16 protein-coding genes and 1 other annotated feature (1 of these 17 only partly in view) are annotated in these 16,513 nt (G+C 34.9%); of the genes, 2 read left to right on the top strand and 14 right to left on the bottom strand.

Going from position 1 to position 16,513, the window contains the following annotated elements:
• Window positions 1-172 precede the first annotated feature (172 nt).
• The gene (locus tag QM017_RS04125; protein ID WP_178197382.1) at window positions 173-1,045 is read left to right on the top strand and encodes an N-acetylmuramoyl-L-alanine amidase; all 873 of its coding nucleotides are present in this window, start codon (window positions 173-175) and stop codon (window positions 1,043-1,045) included.
• A 42-nt stretch (window positions 1,046-1,087) separates the two neighbouring features.
• Here the strand turns inward: QM017_RS04125 and QM017_RS04120 are convergent, their stop codons facing one another.
• The 8 genes from QM017_RS04120 to QM017_RS04085 all read right to left on the bottom strand — a co-directional run bounded on the left by QM017_RS04120 (window position 1,088) and on the right by QM017_RS04085 (window position 7,937).
• Window positions 1,088-1,717, bottom strand: a complete 630-nt coding sequence (locus QM017_RS04120; protein ID WP_178197380.1) for an HAD-IA family hydrolase — start codon at window positions 1,715-1,717, stop codon at window positions 1,088-1,090.
• Window positions 1,714-2,649 carry an alpha/beta hydrolase gene (locus QM017_RS04115; protein WP_282708946.1) on the bottom strand — a complete coding sequence of 312 codons (936 nt, stop codon included), beginning with the start codon at window positions 2,647-2,649 and terminating at the stop codon, window positions 1,714-1,716. The genes QM017_RS04120 and QM017_RS04115 overlap by 4 nt, the downstream gene beginning before the upstream one ends.
• 12 nt (window positions 2,650-2,661) lie before the next feature.
• Window positions 2,662-3,108, bottom strand: a complete 447-nt coding sequence (gene dtd / locus QM017_RS04110) for a D-aminoacyl-tRNA deacylase (RefSeq protein ID WP_178197376.1) — start codon at window positions 3,106-3,108, stop codon at window positions 2,662-2,664.
• A 12-nt stretch (window positions 3,109-3,120) separates the two neighbouring features.
• Window positions 3,121-5,334, bottom strand: coding sequence for a bifunctional (p)ppGpp synthetase/guanosine-3',5'-bis(diphosphate) 3'-pyrophosphohydrolase (locus QM017_RS04105; RefSeq protein ID WP_178197374.1), 2,214 nt, complete (start codon window positions 5,332-5,334; stop codon window positions 3,121-3,123).
• 96 nt (window positions 5,335-5,430) lie between these two features.
• Window positions 5,431-5,757, bottom strand: a complete 327-nt coding sequence (locus QM017_RS04100) for a hypothetical protein (protein ID WP_282708945.1) — start codon at window positions 5,755-5,757, stop codon at window positions 5,431-5,433.
• Window positions 5,758-5,795: 38 nt separating this feature from the next.
• Window positions 5,796-6,542 (bottom strand): 16S rRNA (uracil(1498)-N(3))-methyltransferase, encoded by a 747-nt coding sequence (locus tag QM017_RS04095; RefSeq protein ID WP_282708944.1) that lies wholly within the window; start codon window positions 6,540-6,542, stop codon window positions 5,796-5,798.
• A complete protein-coding gene (gene prmA / locus QM017_RS04090; protein ID WP_178197368.1) occupies window positions 6,542-7,429 on the bottom strand; it encodes a 50S ribosomal protein L11 methyltransferase in 888 nt (295 codons plus the stop codon). Before prmA ends, QM017_RS04095 begins: the two co-directional genes overlap by 1 nt.
• A 16-nt stretch (window positions 7,430-7,445) precedes the next feature.
• Window positions 7,446-7,937, bottom strand: coding sequence for a DUF3013 family protein (locus QM017_RS04085; protein WP_282708943.1), 492 nt, complete (start codon window positions 7,935-7,937; stop codon window positions 7,446-7,448).
• A 187-nt stretch (window positions 7,938-8,124) separates the two neighbouring features.
• On the opposite strand from QM017_RS04085, the gene QM017_RS04080 reads away from it, so the two are divergent.
• Window positions 8,125-9,087 carry a nucleoside hydrolase gene (locus QM017_RS04080; protein ID WP_178197364.1) on the top strand — a complete coding sequence of 321 codons (963 nt, stop codon included), beginning with the start codon at window positions 8,125-8,127 and terminating at the stop codon, window positions 9,085-9,087.
• Between the two features lie 461 nt (window positions 9,088-9,548).
• On the opposite strand, the gene QM017_RS04075 is transcribed toward QM017_RS04080, so the two are convergent.
• From QM017_RS04075 to pheS, 6 genes are all read right to left on the bottom strand, one after another.
• Window positions 9,549-10,301 (bottom strand): NADPH-dependent oxidoreductase, encoded by a 753-nt coding sequence (locus QM017_RS04075; RefSeq protein ID WP_282708942.1) that lies wholly within the window; start codon window positions 10,299-10,301, stop codon window positions 9,549-9,551.
• Window positions 10,302-10,358: 57 nt separating this feature from the next.
• Window positions 10,359-10,832, bottom strand: a complete 474-nt coding sequence (gene greA, locus QM017_RS04070) for a transcription elongation factor GreA (RefSeq protein ID WP_178197362.1) — start codon at window positions 10,830-10,832, stop codon at window positions 10,359-10,361.
• Between the two features lie 75 nt (window positions 10,833-10,907).
• On the bottom strand, window positions 10,908-11,549 hold the full coding sequence (udk, locus tag QM017_RS04065) for a uridine kinase (protein ID WP_178197360.1): 642 nt from the start codon (window positions 11,547-11,549) through the stop codon (window positions 10,908-10,910).
• Between the two features lie 33 nt (window positions 11,550-11,582).
• Window positions 11,583-12,701 (bottom strand): endolytic transglycosylase MltG, encoded by a 1,119-nt coding sequence (gene mltG, locus QM017_RS04060; RefSeq protein WP_282708941.1) that lies wholly within the window; start codon window positions 12,699-12,701, stop codon window positions 11,583-11,585.
• A gap of 104 nt (window positions 12,702-12,805) precedes the next feature.
• The gene (pheT, locus tag QM017_RS04055; RefSeq protein ID WP_282708940.1) at window positions 12,806-15,223 is read right to left on the bottom strand and encodes a phenylalanine--tRNA ligase subunit beta; all 2,418 of its coding nucleotides are present in this window, start codon (window positions 15,221-15,223) and stop codon (window positions 12,806-12,808) included.
• Between the two features lie 9 nt (window positions 15,224-15,232).
• Window positions 15,233-16,279, bottom strand: coding sequence for a phenylalanine--tRNA ligase subunit alpha (pheS, locus tag QM017_RS04050; protein WP_282708939.1), 1,047 nt, complete (start codon window positions 16,277-16,279; stop codon window positions 15,233-15,235).
• A 45-nt stretch (window positions 16,280-16,324) separates the two neighbouring features.
• Window positions 16,325-16,513, bottom strand: a binding site (T-box leader) (it continues 14 nt past the right edge of the window).

Below are 16,513 nucleotides of genomic sequence, written 5' to 3'. Positions count from 1 at the left end.
TTTCATTTCCGGTCTTATTATTTCTTACAAGTATACAAATTATCATTAATTAGGTCAAGCGTTATTGCGCTTTGCATCATATTTTTTAAGAAATAATCCAGTTTTTACTATGTTTTTGCAAACTAATCTTTGTTATAATGAAAATAATTGAATCATTATTGGAGTTGAAAATATGCAAAGACGTTCACAAAAAACTCACTTTGCTTATCATAAACATGTTTTATTTTGTTTAATCTTTATCTTGATTGGAATTTTTATTTATCGTACAACAACATATTTTAAACAAGTTGAAATTCAAAGCAACTACGCTACATTATTTAACAAACCAGATATTGAATCCAAAGAATTAGCCGATCTTCCAAAAGGAACACGCTTGACTGTTCTTCGCTCTAAGTATCATTGGTATTATGTTAAAACACAAAATAAACAGTTTGGTTGGATTGCAGATTGGATATTACCTCAACAATACAAACGTACAATCACTAATCTAGCCGATGCAACAATTGTGATTGATGCAGGTCATGGTGGTAACGATGTTGGTGCGCTTTCTAATAGTGGAAAATACGAAAAAAAATATACACTACGTTATTCCATGGCCTTAGCTCAAAAGTTAGAAAGATTAGGAGCTAAAGTCTATCTTACACGTGACGATGATAGTTATGTTGGTTTAGGAACGCGCCCTGCTTTAGCTGAAAAAGTACATGCCGATGCTTTTATTAGTTTTCACTTTGACTCAGCTCCAGTAGCAAACTCAGCTACTGGTTTTACCACCTATTATTATCATAAAAACAATGGTTCTTACGCACTGGCCAAAGCGATTAACTCTTCTTTTTCTAAACTATATTTAGATAATCGTGGTATCGAATTTGGCAATTTTTTAGTCATTCGCGAAAATAGCGTTCCTAGTGTTTTACTTGAAATGGGTTATATTAACTCTAATCGTGATTTTTTTGAAATTTCTGATTCTGCGTATCAAAATCAAGTTATTACAGATGTCACATCTGGCTTAATAAAATATTTCAAAAATCAAGATACCCAACAATAAAAAGGCCTTGAAATGAACATTTTCTTCATTTCAAGGCCTTTTTTAATCTAATAGCTCATTTAAGTTTTTAATCTTGCGTTCGCACATAAAATCCACTTGCAACAAATCATCATAATCAAATAAAATGCCTGCAATTTGAGCATTATGTCCTGCTAAAACGTCTAATTTTCGGTCACCTACCATTACAGCTTTAGAACGATCAACCTCATTTTTATCTAATAAATAATTGAGTGATTCTGGATTAGGTTTACGCGCAAAATGATTTTGAGCAGTTACAAAATCTGTAAATAATGTAAATAAACCATCACGTTGTAGCAATTTTAGCGCACTTTGATCGCGATGAGTCAATAAAAAGTTACGTCCACCACCAGCAACAATCTGCCGACAAACTTCTTTAGTTTCCGCAAATGGTTGCATACTCAACAAAATATTTTGCTCAATTACTTGATATCTTTTTCGTAGTTGTGACTTAGAAAAACTTAACTGCGGATTTTTCTTTAAATAATAATCAAAAGTTTCACCTAATGATTTTTGACGCATCATCTGATAAGCTTGCTTTTTATCAACTACAACACCTACTTGCTCTAGTGTTTTAACAAAAGCTTTTGTCATTTGCGGATAAGTATTATATAAAGTTCCATCAAAATCCCAAAAATAATCTGTATATTTCATTTGTAATCTTTCTTTCTAATCCAGTCGACTGCTAAATTCATCGCAATTCGACAAGCATTGGTTTTATCTAAACTATGTTTAACCACAAAGTCATGAATAATTCCTTGAATTCTAACTTGAGCCACTTCTACTCCTGCATCACGCATCTTACGCCCTAAAGCTTCACCTTCATCTCTGACAACATCTGCTTCAGCTGTAATTAACAAGGTCTTAGGTAAAGTTGCTAAATCTTGCTTTGACCATAATAGCGGCGAAAAAAGCGGATCAGTCGACGCATTTGCTCCCAAATACTGCTCCCATGCCCATTTCATCTGTTCGCGGCTCAAATCATAACCACCAGCAAAACTATGATAAGAACTCGTATCAAAGTTGGCATTTACAACTGGTGTAAATAAAACTAATTTATATATTTTAGCATCTTTATGTTTTACAGCTAAAGAAACAGCTATACTAGCTCCAACATCGTCTCCAACCAATATTAATCGATTTAAATCTAAGGGGTATTTAAGTGCGAGCTTTTCTAAAGCTAAAAAACCTTCTTGACTCTGTAAAAATTGTACAGGTGCTTTTTGCTCTGGCGCTAAAGCATATTCGACAAAAACCAAACAAACATTCGCACGCATCGTTAATTCAGCTATCAATTTATGATAAGTCTGGGCATCTCCACGCATAAATTGTCCACCATGAATGTAATAAACTACTGGTAAACGTTGGCTTAAATTATGCCCTTTAGGAAAGAAAAGCTTTACTCCAAATGCTGGGAGATTTGGGGCAACAATCTTTTCACAATACATGTCAACTTCATGCAAATATACTTGTTTTTCTTGCTCTAAAGCAAATCTTTGACGCCAAACCTCAATTCCAATTGAAGTGGGGAGAAAAGGATGTTGTTGTTCACAAATCATTTTAGCTGCATTTTCTAATGAAATCATCTACTCTTATCCTCACTTATTAGCAGTATCATAAATAATTGTTACGGGTCCATCATTTACTAATTGAACCTGCATATCTGCACCAAATTTGCCAGTTTGCACAACAAAGCCTAAATCACTAAGCTTTTGATTGAATACTTGATAATTTTGATCTGCTAACTGTGGATCTTGCGCTTGAGTAAAACTTGGCCGATTTCCTTTTTTGGTTTCTGCATACAATGTAAATTGAGAAATCGATAAAATTTGACCTCCAACTTGAGCTAGACTCAAGTTTAATTTACCTTCTTCATCGCTAAAAATACGTAAATTTGCAATTTTTCGAACACAATATTCTATTTCTTTTAGGCCATCACCATCGCAAAAACCAACTAACAAAACGTAGCCATGAGAAATCTGACCAATAATTTGGCCATTAACCGTGACACTTGCTTGTTTTGTGCGCTGTAAAACAACTTTCATCTATACTCTCCTCTAATGAATTGTTCGTTTAACCACATAAACATCTGGAATTTTTTTTAAATTATCAATCAATCTTTGTAAATGAATATTATCTTTAATGCTTACAGTTACTTCGATTGTCGCCATCTTGTTATTATCAACTCGTCCCATTACAGAACTCAAATTCTTTGTTGTATTGTTAATCGTTTGTAAAACATCATTTAACATTCCGGAACGATTGTATCCTTGAATTTCTAAATCGGCATTATACATTGTATGAACTTCTGGAATAAGGTTCCATGAAACATCAATTAAGCGCCCTTCTTGAGCAGCATTTTTAATATTAGGACAATCAACTCGATGGACTGATACTCCACGACCTTTGGTAATATAACCAACAATCTCATCTCCAGGAATTGGATTACAGCAATGGCTCAAACGTACCAACATATTATCTATTCCTGCAATCAAAATACTTTCATCGCTTTTATGCTTTTGTGTGGTCTTATTCCCAAGTTCTTGATGTTCTTCTAGTAATGCTTTTTCCTGGCGTTGCTTACGTTCGTTTTCTTGTTGTTCACGAATATCTTGCGTCAAAATATTAACAACACCAACCGGTTGCACCTCACCAAATCCAATCGCAGCATATAAATCATCAATATTTGTCAAACGTTTCTTTTCTAAAGTTCGCTTGATATTCTTATCTGTTAAGGCTTCATGTGCATCATAGCCTTCTTCTTGTAGGCTATTTAACAAGATTTCTTTGCCTCTTTCAATATTTTGCAGACGATCTTGTTGTTTAAAGAAACGTTTAATTTTATTGCGTGCTTTATTTGTGTGTACTAAATCTAGCCAATCACGACTTGGACCAGCTGAATTTTGCGAAGTCATGATATCAACAATATCACCAGTCTTAACTTGGTAATCTAGTGGCACAATCTTACCATTAACCTTTGCTCCAGTCGTATGATTTCCAATTTCAGTATGAATTGAATATGCCATATCGAGTGGACCAGCACCTTTAGGTAACTCGTATACATCTCCTTTAGGTGTAAAAACATATACTCGGTCACTAAATAAATCGCCTTTAACACTTTCCATAAAATCGTTGGCATCTGTAGCTTCATTTTGTAATTCAATAATTTCTTTAAATAAGTTTAACTTGTCACCAGTTGTTGTTTGCTTAATGCCATCAGTCTTACCTTCTTTATAAGCCCAGTGAGCTGCAATCCCATATTCTGCAACGCGATGCATTTCCTCTGTTCGAATTTGAACCTCAAAAGTTTTTCCATTAGGTCCAAGAACGGTAGTGTGCAAGGATTGATACATATTAGCCTTAGGCATTGCAATATAATCTTTAAAACGTCCTGGCATTGGTGTCCATCTTGTATGAATCGCCCCTAAGACTGCATAACAGTCCTTAATAGAATCAACAATCACACGCACAGCTAATAAGTCATAAATCTGACTAAATTGCTTATGTTGATCACGCATTTTACGATAGATAGAATAAATATGCTTAGGACGTCCATAAATTTCACAAGCTAGGTTCAAATCTTTGATAGCATCTTTAATTTGTACAATTACTTCATCTATATACTGTAAACGCTCTGTACGCTTAGAATTCATTAAGTGTACAATACGATAATATTGTTGTGGATTTAAATAACGCAAAGAAGTATCTTCTAACTCCCATTTAACTGTACTAATCCCTAAGCGATCAGCTAACGGTGCATAAATTTCTAATGTTTCATTGGCAATACGTCGCTGTTTATCTGGACGCAAATGACTCAGTGTGCGCATATTATGCAAACGATCAGCTAATTTAACAATAATCACACGTAAATCCTTTGACATTGCTAATAATAACTTACGATGGTTTTCGGCTAATTGCTCTTGATGAGATTTATATTGAATTTTACTTAACTTAGTAACTCCATCAACAATCACTTCAACATCTTTGCCAAAAAGCTCACCTAAATCAGCTAAAATTACCAAAGTATCTTCAACAACATCATGCAAAAAGCCTGCACTAACTGTAGCAGGATCCATCTTTAATTGCGCTAAAATTCCAGCCACTTGGATTGGATGAATAATATATGGCTCACCAGATTTTCTGAATTGTTCACGATGAACGTATGTTGCAAAATCACAAGCCTTCTTCACAAAAGCAACATGATCTTCATTCATATATTTTCTACACATATCTAAGACATCTTGTGCACTCCAGACCGTCTCTTTTTCCATTTTTTCTCACTCTCATTCCATTAATGTAACTTTTTGCCAAATGTCTAAAATTAAAAAGCACGCTGATATCTCAAATCAAACGTGCCTACAACAAAACTAATCTTTTGTAATTCCATAAGAAAGATACGTTAAACACAAATATACTAGTGCAAAATACCTTGCATAGCCATCAAAAAAGTAGCGGTAAGCAATGAAATATACGATTGGAAACAGCAATAAAAAGATCCACATATGTTGCTGTCTACCTGCATATAATCCGACAATGACTGAATAAAATACATTTATTCCAAACAAGATACAACCTATCTTTATAGTATCATCAATCTGCAAAGTAACAAAAATAATTGGTACTACAAACGCAAATAAAGCGGCAAAGGCCAAATACCATATTGTTTTTAATGATAGTAGTTCCTTTTTTAGCATACACAACCTCACTTTACAAAAGTTTCTTAATTATCATTTTACTCTAACTCAAACATAAAAGAAAGAGCTGAAAGTAAATAAAGTGGTGCAGTTTCTGCACGCATAATTCTTGGTCCCATACCAACTAAAGCAAAATCAGCCTGTTTTAGTCGTGTAATTTCCTTGGTAGAAATGCCACCTTCAGGACCAAAAAGTGCTAGCAAATGAGGTGTTTTTTCTTTTTTTAATTGCCTCAAAGACAATAATAATTGGGATTTTTCGCCTTCTTTAGCAGCCTCTTCATAAGCCACTATTTTTTGTGTACTTTCCATTTGTAAAATCTCATTAAAGTCTTGTACAAACTTCACAGTTGGAATAATTGTACGATGTGATTGCTCCGCAGCCGCTTGCGCAATTTTACTTAGTCGTTTGCACTTTTTAGGTGCTTTTTTAGCATCCCACTTAGCTACCGAATAATCTGCGTTATAAAAAATAAATTGATTAGCACCAAGCTCTGTTCCTTTTTGAACAATCCATTCTGCTTTATCCCCTTTAGAAACACCACAAACAATGCTAACTTTTACAGGTAGTTCAACTTCTTTGACATAACGCTCACAGAGCTTAGCATATGCACTTTTATTTTCAATGCGTGTAATTTCCATCAAGTGAATCGTTTGATCTTGACTAACTAATTCAAATTTGGCACCAACCTTCATCCGCAAAACAACCACAGCATGCTTATAAATATCTGCTGGCAGCATTATTTCTTCGCTAATTTGTGTTTGTTGAATAAAATATCTTTGCATTATGCCTCACCTGCTTTTAATTGCGCGACAATCCCATACCATTCTTTACGCTGTAAAATCTCGATGATTTCAAAGTTATATTTTTGCAAAAGAGTTTCAATCAATTCTTTTTTATCCCAAAAAATTCCAGATAAAATAAGATAGCCATTTTCATTTAAGCAACTTGGTACTTGCGGAATTAACGGTTCTAAAACTTCTGCCAAAATATTAGCAACAACAATATCCACCTTTTGACAGACTCCATTTAACAAATCATTAGTCGCTACTTCAATATCTTGACATCCGTCATTTAATGCAATATTTAAGCGTGTTGCTTTAATGGCTTCTTCGTCAACATCATAGGCCCAAACCTTACTTGCTCCTAATAGCTTAGCTGCAATGCTTAACACTCCAGAACCAGCTCCAACATCAATCATACTTTGGCCTCCAAGTAAAACTTGTTGCAAGCCTTGCAAAGCTAAGCGCGTTGTCGGATGTGTCCCTGTCCCAAAAGCTTTTCCTGGATCTAAGCGAATAATTTTTTCATCAATTTGACTAGCTTGATAATCTGTCCAACTTGGTACAATTGTCAGATATCTATCCAAGCGAATTGGCTGATAATATTTCTTCCATTCATGACTCCACGAATCATCATTGAGATTTTCTAATAAAACTCGTGCTTGCCCTGGATCTAAACCATATTGACGTAAATTCTTGATCTTAGCCTCTAATTGCGCCACGCTTTGATATAAAGGTGTTTGTGCCGTAAAATATGTCATCACTACCACTTGGTGGGCATAATCGCTATCGTCAATTTGAACACCTTGTGCACCTGCTTCCAGCAAGATATTGCAAACAGCTTCACTTGCCTCGTTAGTTGTTTTGACTGATAGTTGTGTCCATTCCACTATAAATCCACTTCCTTTAAAACTTTGGGTATAATAAGCGTTGATTTTGTAATTGCTTTTCTTCTGCAGCTAAAATCTTAGCAAATTCGTCTTTAGACCATTCCAATTCAAAGATTTCCGCTTCCGAATTGTTCAAGAAATTCAATAAATCAGATTGCCCATTATCTAAAATAATCTGCAAATAGGTCAAAAAAGCTTGACCATATGCTAGACTCCACCCTTGCTTGCCTGCAAATGGCAAACAAATCAAATAATCTTGTTGAACCATGCTTGGATCAAATTTTTGTTCATCATATATCAAAATAGAATCCACAAAAGTAATAATTTCTTCATTAGACAAAACACCTTCACTATCTGTGATTTCTTGATGATCGTTGTTTTGCGCATAAAAAATCAAATCAATACTAAATGTCCGTTCTTTTTTTTGCCATCCTAAATCTAAATCGCCATCGAAATCTAACTGTCCTAAGCCATTTTCTAAAAATGTCAAAAGGTCTGCTTGTTGCATGAGCTTCATCCTTTCGTTTGGCTTTTTAAAAGCCTCTTGTATCTTTTATGATACCTTAATTTGGTCTCTGTCAGCAATAAATTCTACTTAGTTATTATGATTATTTCAAGACTTAATGAAAAAAATTAGTTTTTTTGCTAAACTATAAGAGTAAACAGAAATATTTATCTCGTAAGGAGTGTTTATCATGGCTAAATACAAAATGATTTTAGACTTAGATACAGGAATTGACGATGCAATGGCTATTGCTTATGCACTAGCTACTCCGGAATGTGATTTGATTGGAATCGTTGGTTCATATGGTAATGTCTTAGTCGAAAATGGTGTACAAAACAGCTTAGATTTACTTGAGTTGCTTGGTCACCCGGAAGTTCCTGTTTATACCGGACTTTCACATTCTTCAACAACTACTTCTTTTGAAGTAATGCCAATCAGTGCGCAAATTCATGGTAAAAATGGCATCGGCGAAGTCCAAATTCCTAAGGCTAAACGTTGTGTTGAAACTATGTCTGGTGTGGATTTCTTTATCCAAGCAGCTCATGAATATCAAGAAAACTTAATTATCGTTCCAACAGGTCCATTGACCAACTTAGCTGCTGCCATCAAAAAAGATCCTAGCATCATTGATTTAATCGGCAATGTAACCTTGATGGGCGGTGCATTGTGCGTGCCTGGTAATGTTACTCCTGTAACAGAAGCCAATATCAATCAAGATCCAGAAGCTGCCGATGAAGTTTTCCGTAGCAATCTTCGTTTAACCATGGTTGGCCTTGATGTAACTACACGTACATTGTTAACTACAAAAGAAACACAACAATGGCGTGATTTGAATACTTTGGCTGGAGAAAAATTTGCTGATATTGTTGACTATTACATCGATGCTTATAAGGTTACAAGCCCTCATTTAGGCGGATGTGCCTTGCATGATCCATTAGCAGTTGCTGTAGCTGTTGATCCATCATTGGTTGAAACAATCAAACTTAACATGAAGGTTGATACAAAAGCACCATTTGCGGGACGAACAATCGGCGATGAAACACGTATCAATGAACCGGCTAAATTTACTCAAGCAGCGGTTAACGTTGATAAAGAACGCTTCTTAAATGAATTTATGACTAAATTGACAAATTTATTTGCTAACGTTAAATAAACAGGACTTGGCCTATGAACACTAGGATTGTTATTATTATCGGAATAACTCTATATGTTTTATGGATATTATCCGTCGTTATCAAATTTAATATCTTACCTAAGAATCGTAGTTTTTCATATCGTAGTGCTTTTTTTGGAACAATTCTTTGGTATAAGAACTGGCGCAATCTATTATTATTATGTGCTTTATTTTTGCTTGACATCTTTGCGCCTCTAAAAAGTATCTTTTTGCTTTTTACCTTGAGTTGTCTGTTATTTTGCATCTTATGTGGTAATAATTTGCGTCAAAAAATCGGTAAAGCATGGATTAGTTTAAGTCTATGTTTATTATTTTTAATTAGTTGTATTTTTAGTTCTAGTTTCATTTTTTTATTTTAAAAAATTATTAGTTTTTATAGATTCATAGCCACAAAAAATAGATTTTCTCTACATTTCATCCCAGTAGAGAAAATCTATTTTTTATTTCCAACATAATTCTTGACGATGCAAAGTTTCTAACATATTATCACGTGTAGTAATTTGTCGGTCTAATTTAGCCGAATTAATCTGATATGTAAAACTATCTACACGTTGATTAGTATCACGTAAATCATAATACGTATTGACTACCTTATCATATTCTACTAGATCTTCTAATTGATAATTATAACCATATTCATCTTCAAAACACGTAAATTTTAAAGGCAAGCGTGGTTTGAGTTGTGGCTGTTGGTCAGGAATCCCTATTTGCATTCCAAGTAAAGGATAGGTTAATTTAGGCAAATTCAAAATATCAATCACCTTTTGAGAATCGTTTTGAATACTCCCTAAGTAAACACAGCCTAAATCCATACTTTCAGCTGCATTAGTCACATTTTGTGCTGCCAATAATGTATCCGATACCCCTTGCATAAATACATCTGTAGTATGCAAGCGCCCGGCATCATTACCTTTTTGCTTTCGAATCATGTAGTTACGATACAAATCAACTACAAAAATTAATAACTCACCGTTTTGTCCTACATATGGCTGATTACATATTTCTCTAATTTGTTGTCTTTTTTTAGAATCTGTTACCCGAATAATAGAAAATTGTTGGTTAAACATCGAGCTTGCCGTTTGGCGTGCGACTTCAAATAAAGTAGTCAACTGTTCATCCGTTAATTTTTGCGGCTTAAATGCCCGAATCGTCTTATGGTTTAGTTGTCGCTTAATCATTTCGTTTTCAATCATATTTTTTACCCATTTCTCTAAGAAAAAAGAGCATAGCACGCTATACTCTTTAATAGTTTATTTTACTTCTAAAATTTTAACTGTCATTGCTCCACCTGGGGTATCGATATCCACTTCTTCCCCAACAGTATGACCAATCAAGCCCATTGCAATCGGTGATTCATTTGAAATCTTACCCGCAAACGGATCAGCTTCAGCAGCACCTACGATTTGATAAGTTTCTGGTTCATCATCATCTTCTTGGAATGTTACCGTCTTACCAACTGCAACTTCACCAGCTGCAATATGTGCATTATCAATGATAACTGCATGATTTAACATATGATCAATTTCTTTGATACGTCCTTCTACAAAAGATTGTTCATCTTTTGCTGCTTCATATTCAGAGTTTTCTGACAAGTCTCCAAAAGAACGCGCAATCTTAATTCGTTCAATAATCTCAGCACGTTTAGTTGTCCGTAATTCTTCTAATTCAGCTTCTAACTTTGCTTTACCTTCTTCAGTCATTGGATAAGTCTTTTGCTCAGCCATCACAATACCTCTCTTCATTTAAAAATCTATAATTAAACTATCATGATTATAGCATGAATGTTTAAAAAAATTCATTTATTTTGTCAAAATATCTTTAACCTTAGTTACCAATAAATCGATTGCTACCTCATTTTCGCCACCTTCTGGCACAATAACATCAGCATAACGTTTAGTTGGTTCAATAAATTGATGATACATTGGTTTAACAGTCTTCATGTATTGATCAATGATAGATTGAAGTGAACGCCCGCGTTCTTCCATATCCCGCTTAATTCGACGAATAATACGAATATCATCATCCGTATCGACAAAAATCTTAATGTCCATTAAATCACGCAAGCGTGGATCATTTAAAACTAAGATCCCTTCCAATACAATCACATCTTTTGGTTCAACATGAACTGTTTCTTTGCTACGGGTATGAATAGTATAGTCATATACTGGTTTGTCAATGGCACGATAGTTCAACAGCTCTGTCAACTGTTCAATTAATAAATCAGTATCAAATGCATCTGGATGATCATAATTCACACTTACTCGTTGTTCCATTGGTTTATCGTCTTGACTCTTATAATACGAATCTTCCTCAATTCGTAAGATAGAATGGTCACCTAATTTTTCAAAAATTGCTCGTGAAACCGAAGTCTTTCCACTACCAGATCCTCCCGTCACCCCGATTATTATTGGATGTTTTAGAGCGTTTTTTTGCTGTGCCATAAAAATTCCTCCCAAAAAGCATTTTATATTACATTATGCATCATTATCTTTTGCTAATTTTTTCGTCAATTCTTGATGTTGTTCATAAGTCTGTGAAAAGTAAACTTTTCCCGTCTTTAAATTGGCAATAAAATATAAATACCCCTTATCTTTATCTTTAGGATTTAAGACTGCTTGTAGCGAAGTAATACTTGGATTATTAAACGGTCCCGGGCCAACACCTTGATTCTTATAAAGATTATATGGAGAATCAACATTCAAATCGTCATAAGTGACATTTTTCTTGTGTGTGCCTAAAGCATATAAAACCGAGATATCAGATTGAATCATCATTCCTTTTTCCAAACGATTTTCAAAAACTCCGGCAATTTTTTGACGATCATCATCCGTTACGCCTTCTCGTTCAACCAAAGACGCTAGCGTCAATGCTGTCTGAACGCTCCAACCTTTTTGCTTAATTTGTGCAAAATATGGAGCATACATTTCATTGCTTTTTGCCACCATTTGTTCTATCAATTGTTTCAAAGTTGTTTTTTTGCTTACCGTATATGTTGCGGGATACAAATATCCTTCTAAACGATATCTAACGTTTTGTGCAGCTAGTGCGGACGTTAATAATTCCGGATACGTATTTTTTAATTGCGTCACAAATTTTGGATTATTTAATAAATCCAAGAAATCTTTTTTACTAAACCGTGTATTCGTCGCTATTACGTCTCCGATTTCATCGGCTGTTACACCTTCACGCACTAATACTTTACCTGAATTAATTGGCACATTGGCACCACCTTTTTGTAATTCTTGAGCTATTTGCGTCAGTGTCATCGAAGGCGTTAATTCGTAATATCCGGCTTTAAAACTAGCAAATTTCTTAGTCCGAACATAGTAATCAAAAATAAAACCATTTTTAATTACTTTTTTTTCTTCTAAAATCACACCAATTTGTTTGTTAGTACTACCAATCGGAATTTTTACCTGAATTTTTTTATGCGATTTAGGATCAAGTGGCTTAAGTGCAGATTGAACATAATTATAGCCAAAACTGCCAATTAGAACAAACATCAATACCACCATCGCAGCTACAATCCAAATAATTTTACGAGCTTGTTTTGGCTGTTCTTGTGGATTTTTATTCTCTGATTGATTGTCCACACTACCCCTCCTTATTTATTTTATGCCCTATTATTATACTCTAGAGCATATCCAAACGCAATTTTCTAATTAGATAAAAACCGCCATAAACAGCGGTTTTTAAGTTAACGAACACTAACTTCTAGTTCTTCTTGTAATTTAGCTACAACTTTATTAAAAGCTTCATTGACTTCTTGATCTACTAAAGTTGCTTGTGGATTACTATAAACTAAGCTATAAGCCAATGACTTGAAGCCTTTGGCAATATGTTTGCCTTGATAAAGATCAAATAACTTAACTTCTTTAAGATATTTGCCCCCATAAGTCTTAATACATTCGACAATTTGAGCATTGGTAATTTCATGTGGAACAGCTAAAGCAATATCACGACTAATACTTGGATATTTAGAAATTGTAGTTGCAATCACATCTCGCTTAGGTAAAGCCATAATCTTTTCTAAATCTAATTCAAATACGTATACGCGTTTTAATTTCAATTCTTTAGCTAAAGATGGATGAACCTCACCGATAAAGCCAATTAAAGTATCATCTGCATAAATCTTTGCACTACGTCCCGGATGAAGTTCTAGATAACTAGCTGTTGCACGATAAGTTATTTCTTGTGCTAATCCAAGCGTTTCTAACAAGTTTTCAACAATTCCTTTAGTTAGATAAAAATCAACTGATTGTTTTTGACCATTCCAGCTATCAGTTTGGAAATCTCCCATCAAAATTCCCGCTACATGTTCAATTTCTTTTGGACGACTATCTGATTTATAGCGATAAAAAACTCTTCCTTGTTCATATAAGGCAACATTTGAAACTTTTCGCGCCATATTATAAGCGGCATCATCTAATAGTCCACTCACCAAATTCATTCGTAAAGTAGTATGATCCAAACTCATTGGTAATGCAAGATCAGTTGGGTAAACATCGTCTTCTAACAAGAAACGTTGTGCCTTTTGTTGCGTAGTTAATCCATAAGAAATTGCTTGACTTAAGCCACTACTTTCTAAAATCTTGCGCGTTTGTCTGATTAAGCTTTGTTCTGGTGTATAACTTCCAGCTGTAGTTGGACCAACAGGCAAAGTCGTTGGTAAATTGTCATATCCATAAAGTCGTGCGATTTCTTCAATCAAATCAGCCCCAATCGTAATATCCCAACGTCTAGCAGGAATTTGTACATCGAACTGATCATTTATTACTTCATGTTCAAAACCTAAGTTAGTAAAAATTTGGCTGATTTCTTGAATGTCTAATTTTGTTCCTAAAACATCATTAACCCTAGTCAAACTAAGTTCAATGTTTGGCCGTTTATAAACTGTATTATTCGCACTTGCAACGCCTTTAATTACTTGACCTTCACCGAGTTGTGCAATCATTTGCGCAGCAGCATCAAGCGCTTCTTGAACTGTTTCCATATTGATACCACGTTCAAAGCGTGTTGCTGCTTCAGAATGTAAGTTTTCTCGGCGTGAAGTTTTACGAATTCGCTTAGGATCAAAAACGGCAGCTTCTAGTGCAATTGTTGTTGTTTGAGCATCAACCGCTGTATTAGCACCACCCATTGTTCCTGCTAAAGCTACAGGAATATTGCCATTTGTAATTACAATATCATCTTTTTGTAAGGTACGTTTTTCACCATCAAGTGTTTCTAATTGTTCACCTTCATGAGCTAAACGAACTACCACATTTTGACTACCCAACTTGTCATAGTCAAATGAATGTAAAGGTTGTCCATAGTCTAATAAAATATAATTTGTCACATCAACTACGTTATTTGCAGGACGAATACCAGCATTCCATAAACGTTTTTGCAGCCAAATTGGACTTTCTTTAATTTTAACGTCCTTGATGATACGCATCATATACGGCGCAGCTAAATCTGATGGTGCTTGCACATTCACATAATCAGCAATGTTTTCATCAACACTTTCTTCAACAGTTGGATGTGGTAAATTAACCTTGCGCCCATACATCGCACCAACTTCATGCGCAACGCCTCGCATACTTAATAAATCCGCACGGTTAGGTGTAATATCAACACCCAAAATACGTTCGTCCATGCCTAAAATTTCAAAAATTTCTGTCCCTGCAACACAGTCCGCAGGTAAAATATAAATTCCTTCAGCATATTCTTTAGGAACAACACTTTCGTTAAAACCTAACTCTTGTAAAGAACAGATCATTCCTTGAGACACAATACCACGCATCTTTGATTTTTTAATTTTTGTATGATTTGCAATCCATGAATTTGGTAAGGCTACAATTACATTTTGCCCTGCTGCAACATTTGGTGCTCCACATACAATTTGATAAAGTTCTTGTTGACCTACATCGACTTGGCACACATTCAAATGATCAGAATCTGGATGAGGTTCTAAACTTAAAATATGTCCGACCACAATCTTTTTTAGACCATCTGCCATACAATAATTTTCATCCAATTCAACTGCTGTCCGTTCAATTTTTTCAGCTAATTGTTCTAAATCTAAATCCGCAATATCAACATATTCATTTAACCATTTTGTTGAAACTTTCATCTCTTCATCCTAGCCTTTCTGAGAAAATTGTTGCAAAAATCGTGCATCATTTAAATAAAAATCACGAATATCTTCAACACCATATTTAAGCATCGCAAAGCGGTCTGGCCCTAAGCCAAAAGCAAAGCCACCGTAAACTTCTGGATCAATTCCTGCCATTTTCAAAACATTAGGATGAACCATTCCAGAACCTAAAACTTCAATCCAACCGGTTCCTTTGCAAACATTGCAGCCTTTACCACCACATTTAAAACATGAAACATCAACTTCTGCTGATGGTTCTGTGAATGGAAAATAGCTTGGACGCATACGAATTTCACGCTCCTTGCCAAAAACAGTTTTGGCAATCAATTCTAATGTACCCTTTAAATCTGCCATTGTAATATTTTTATCAATAACTAGTCCTTCGATTTGATGGAATTGATGTGAATGCGTTGCATCATCTGTATCACGTCGATAAACTTTTCCAGGTGAAATCATCTTGAGTGGACCTTTACTAAAGTCATGCACTTCCATTGTTCGTGCTTGAACGGGCGAAGTTTGTGTCCGCATCAAAATTTGTTCTGTAATATAAAATGTATCTTGCATATCACGGGCTGGATGATCTTTAGGAAGATTTAACATTTCAAAATTATAATGATCTTCTTCTACTTCAGGTCCATCCACGATTTGATAACCCATTCCTAAAAAAAGTTCTTCGATTTGATCAATAATTTGAGTCAAAACATGTGCTTGACCTTGCTTAACTTGTATGCCTGGTAAAGTTACATCAATTGTTTCTTGTTCTAATTTAGCAGCGATTTTTTCTAACTCTAATTCCTCTTTACGCTTAGCAATTGCTTGGGCTAGTTCATCACGAATCTTATTTGCAAAACTTCCAACCTGTGGTCGTTCTTCAGCTGACAAATCACGCATACCGCGTAAAACTTCTGTAATCGGTCCTTTTTTTCCTAACAGATTAACTCGAATATCATTGATTTTCTCCAAATCTTTTGCACTTTGGATATCGTTTAATCCATTATGCTTCAATTCTTCTAATTTCTTCCTTAAATCCATCATTCTCATCCTTTCATCATCAGCGCAAAAAAGCCTCATCCCCCTAAAAGGGACGAGGCTTCGCGGTACCACCCTTGTTTCACTACATCTAGTGACACTTAACAACTGTTAACGGGAGATCCCGGACCGTTATTTCCCACGGTCACTCTAGAAACGAATTCAATCAATCAATGCTAAAACCTTCTCAGCTACCGGCTTTTCTCTGAAACATCTTCCTTGACCTACTACTTTTCT

It is taken from the genome of Ligilactobacillus sp. Marseille-Q7487 (genome assembly GCF_949152225.1).
GTDB lineage: Bacteria > Bacillota > Bacilli > Lactobacillales > Lactobacillaceae > Ligilactobacillus.
Note: the sequence above shows the minus strand (reverse complement) of the source record. Positions and strands in the feature narration are given on the sequence as shown.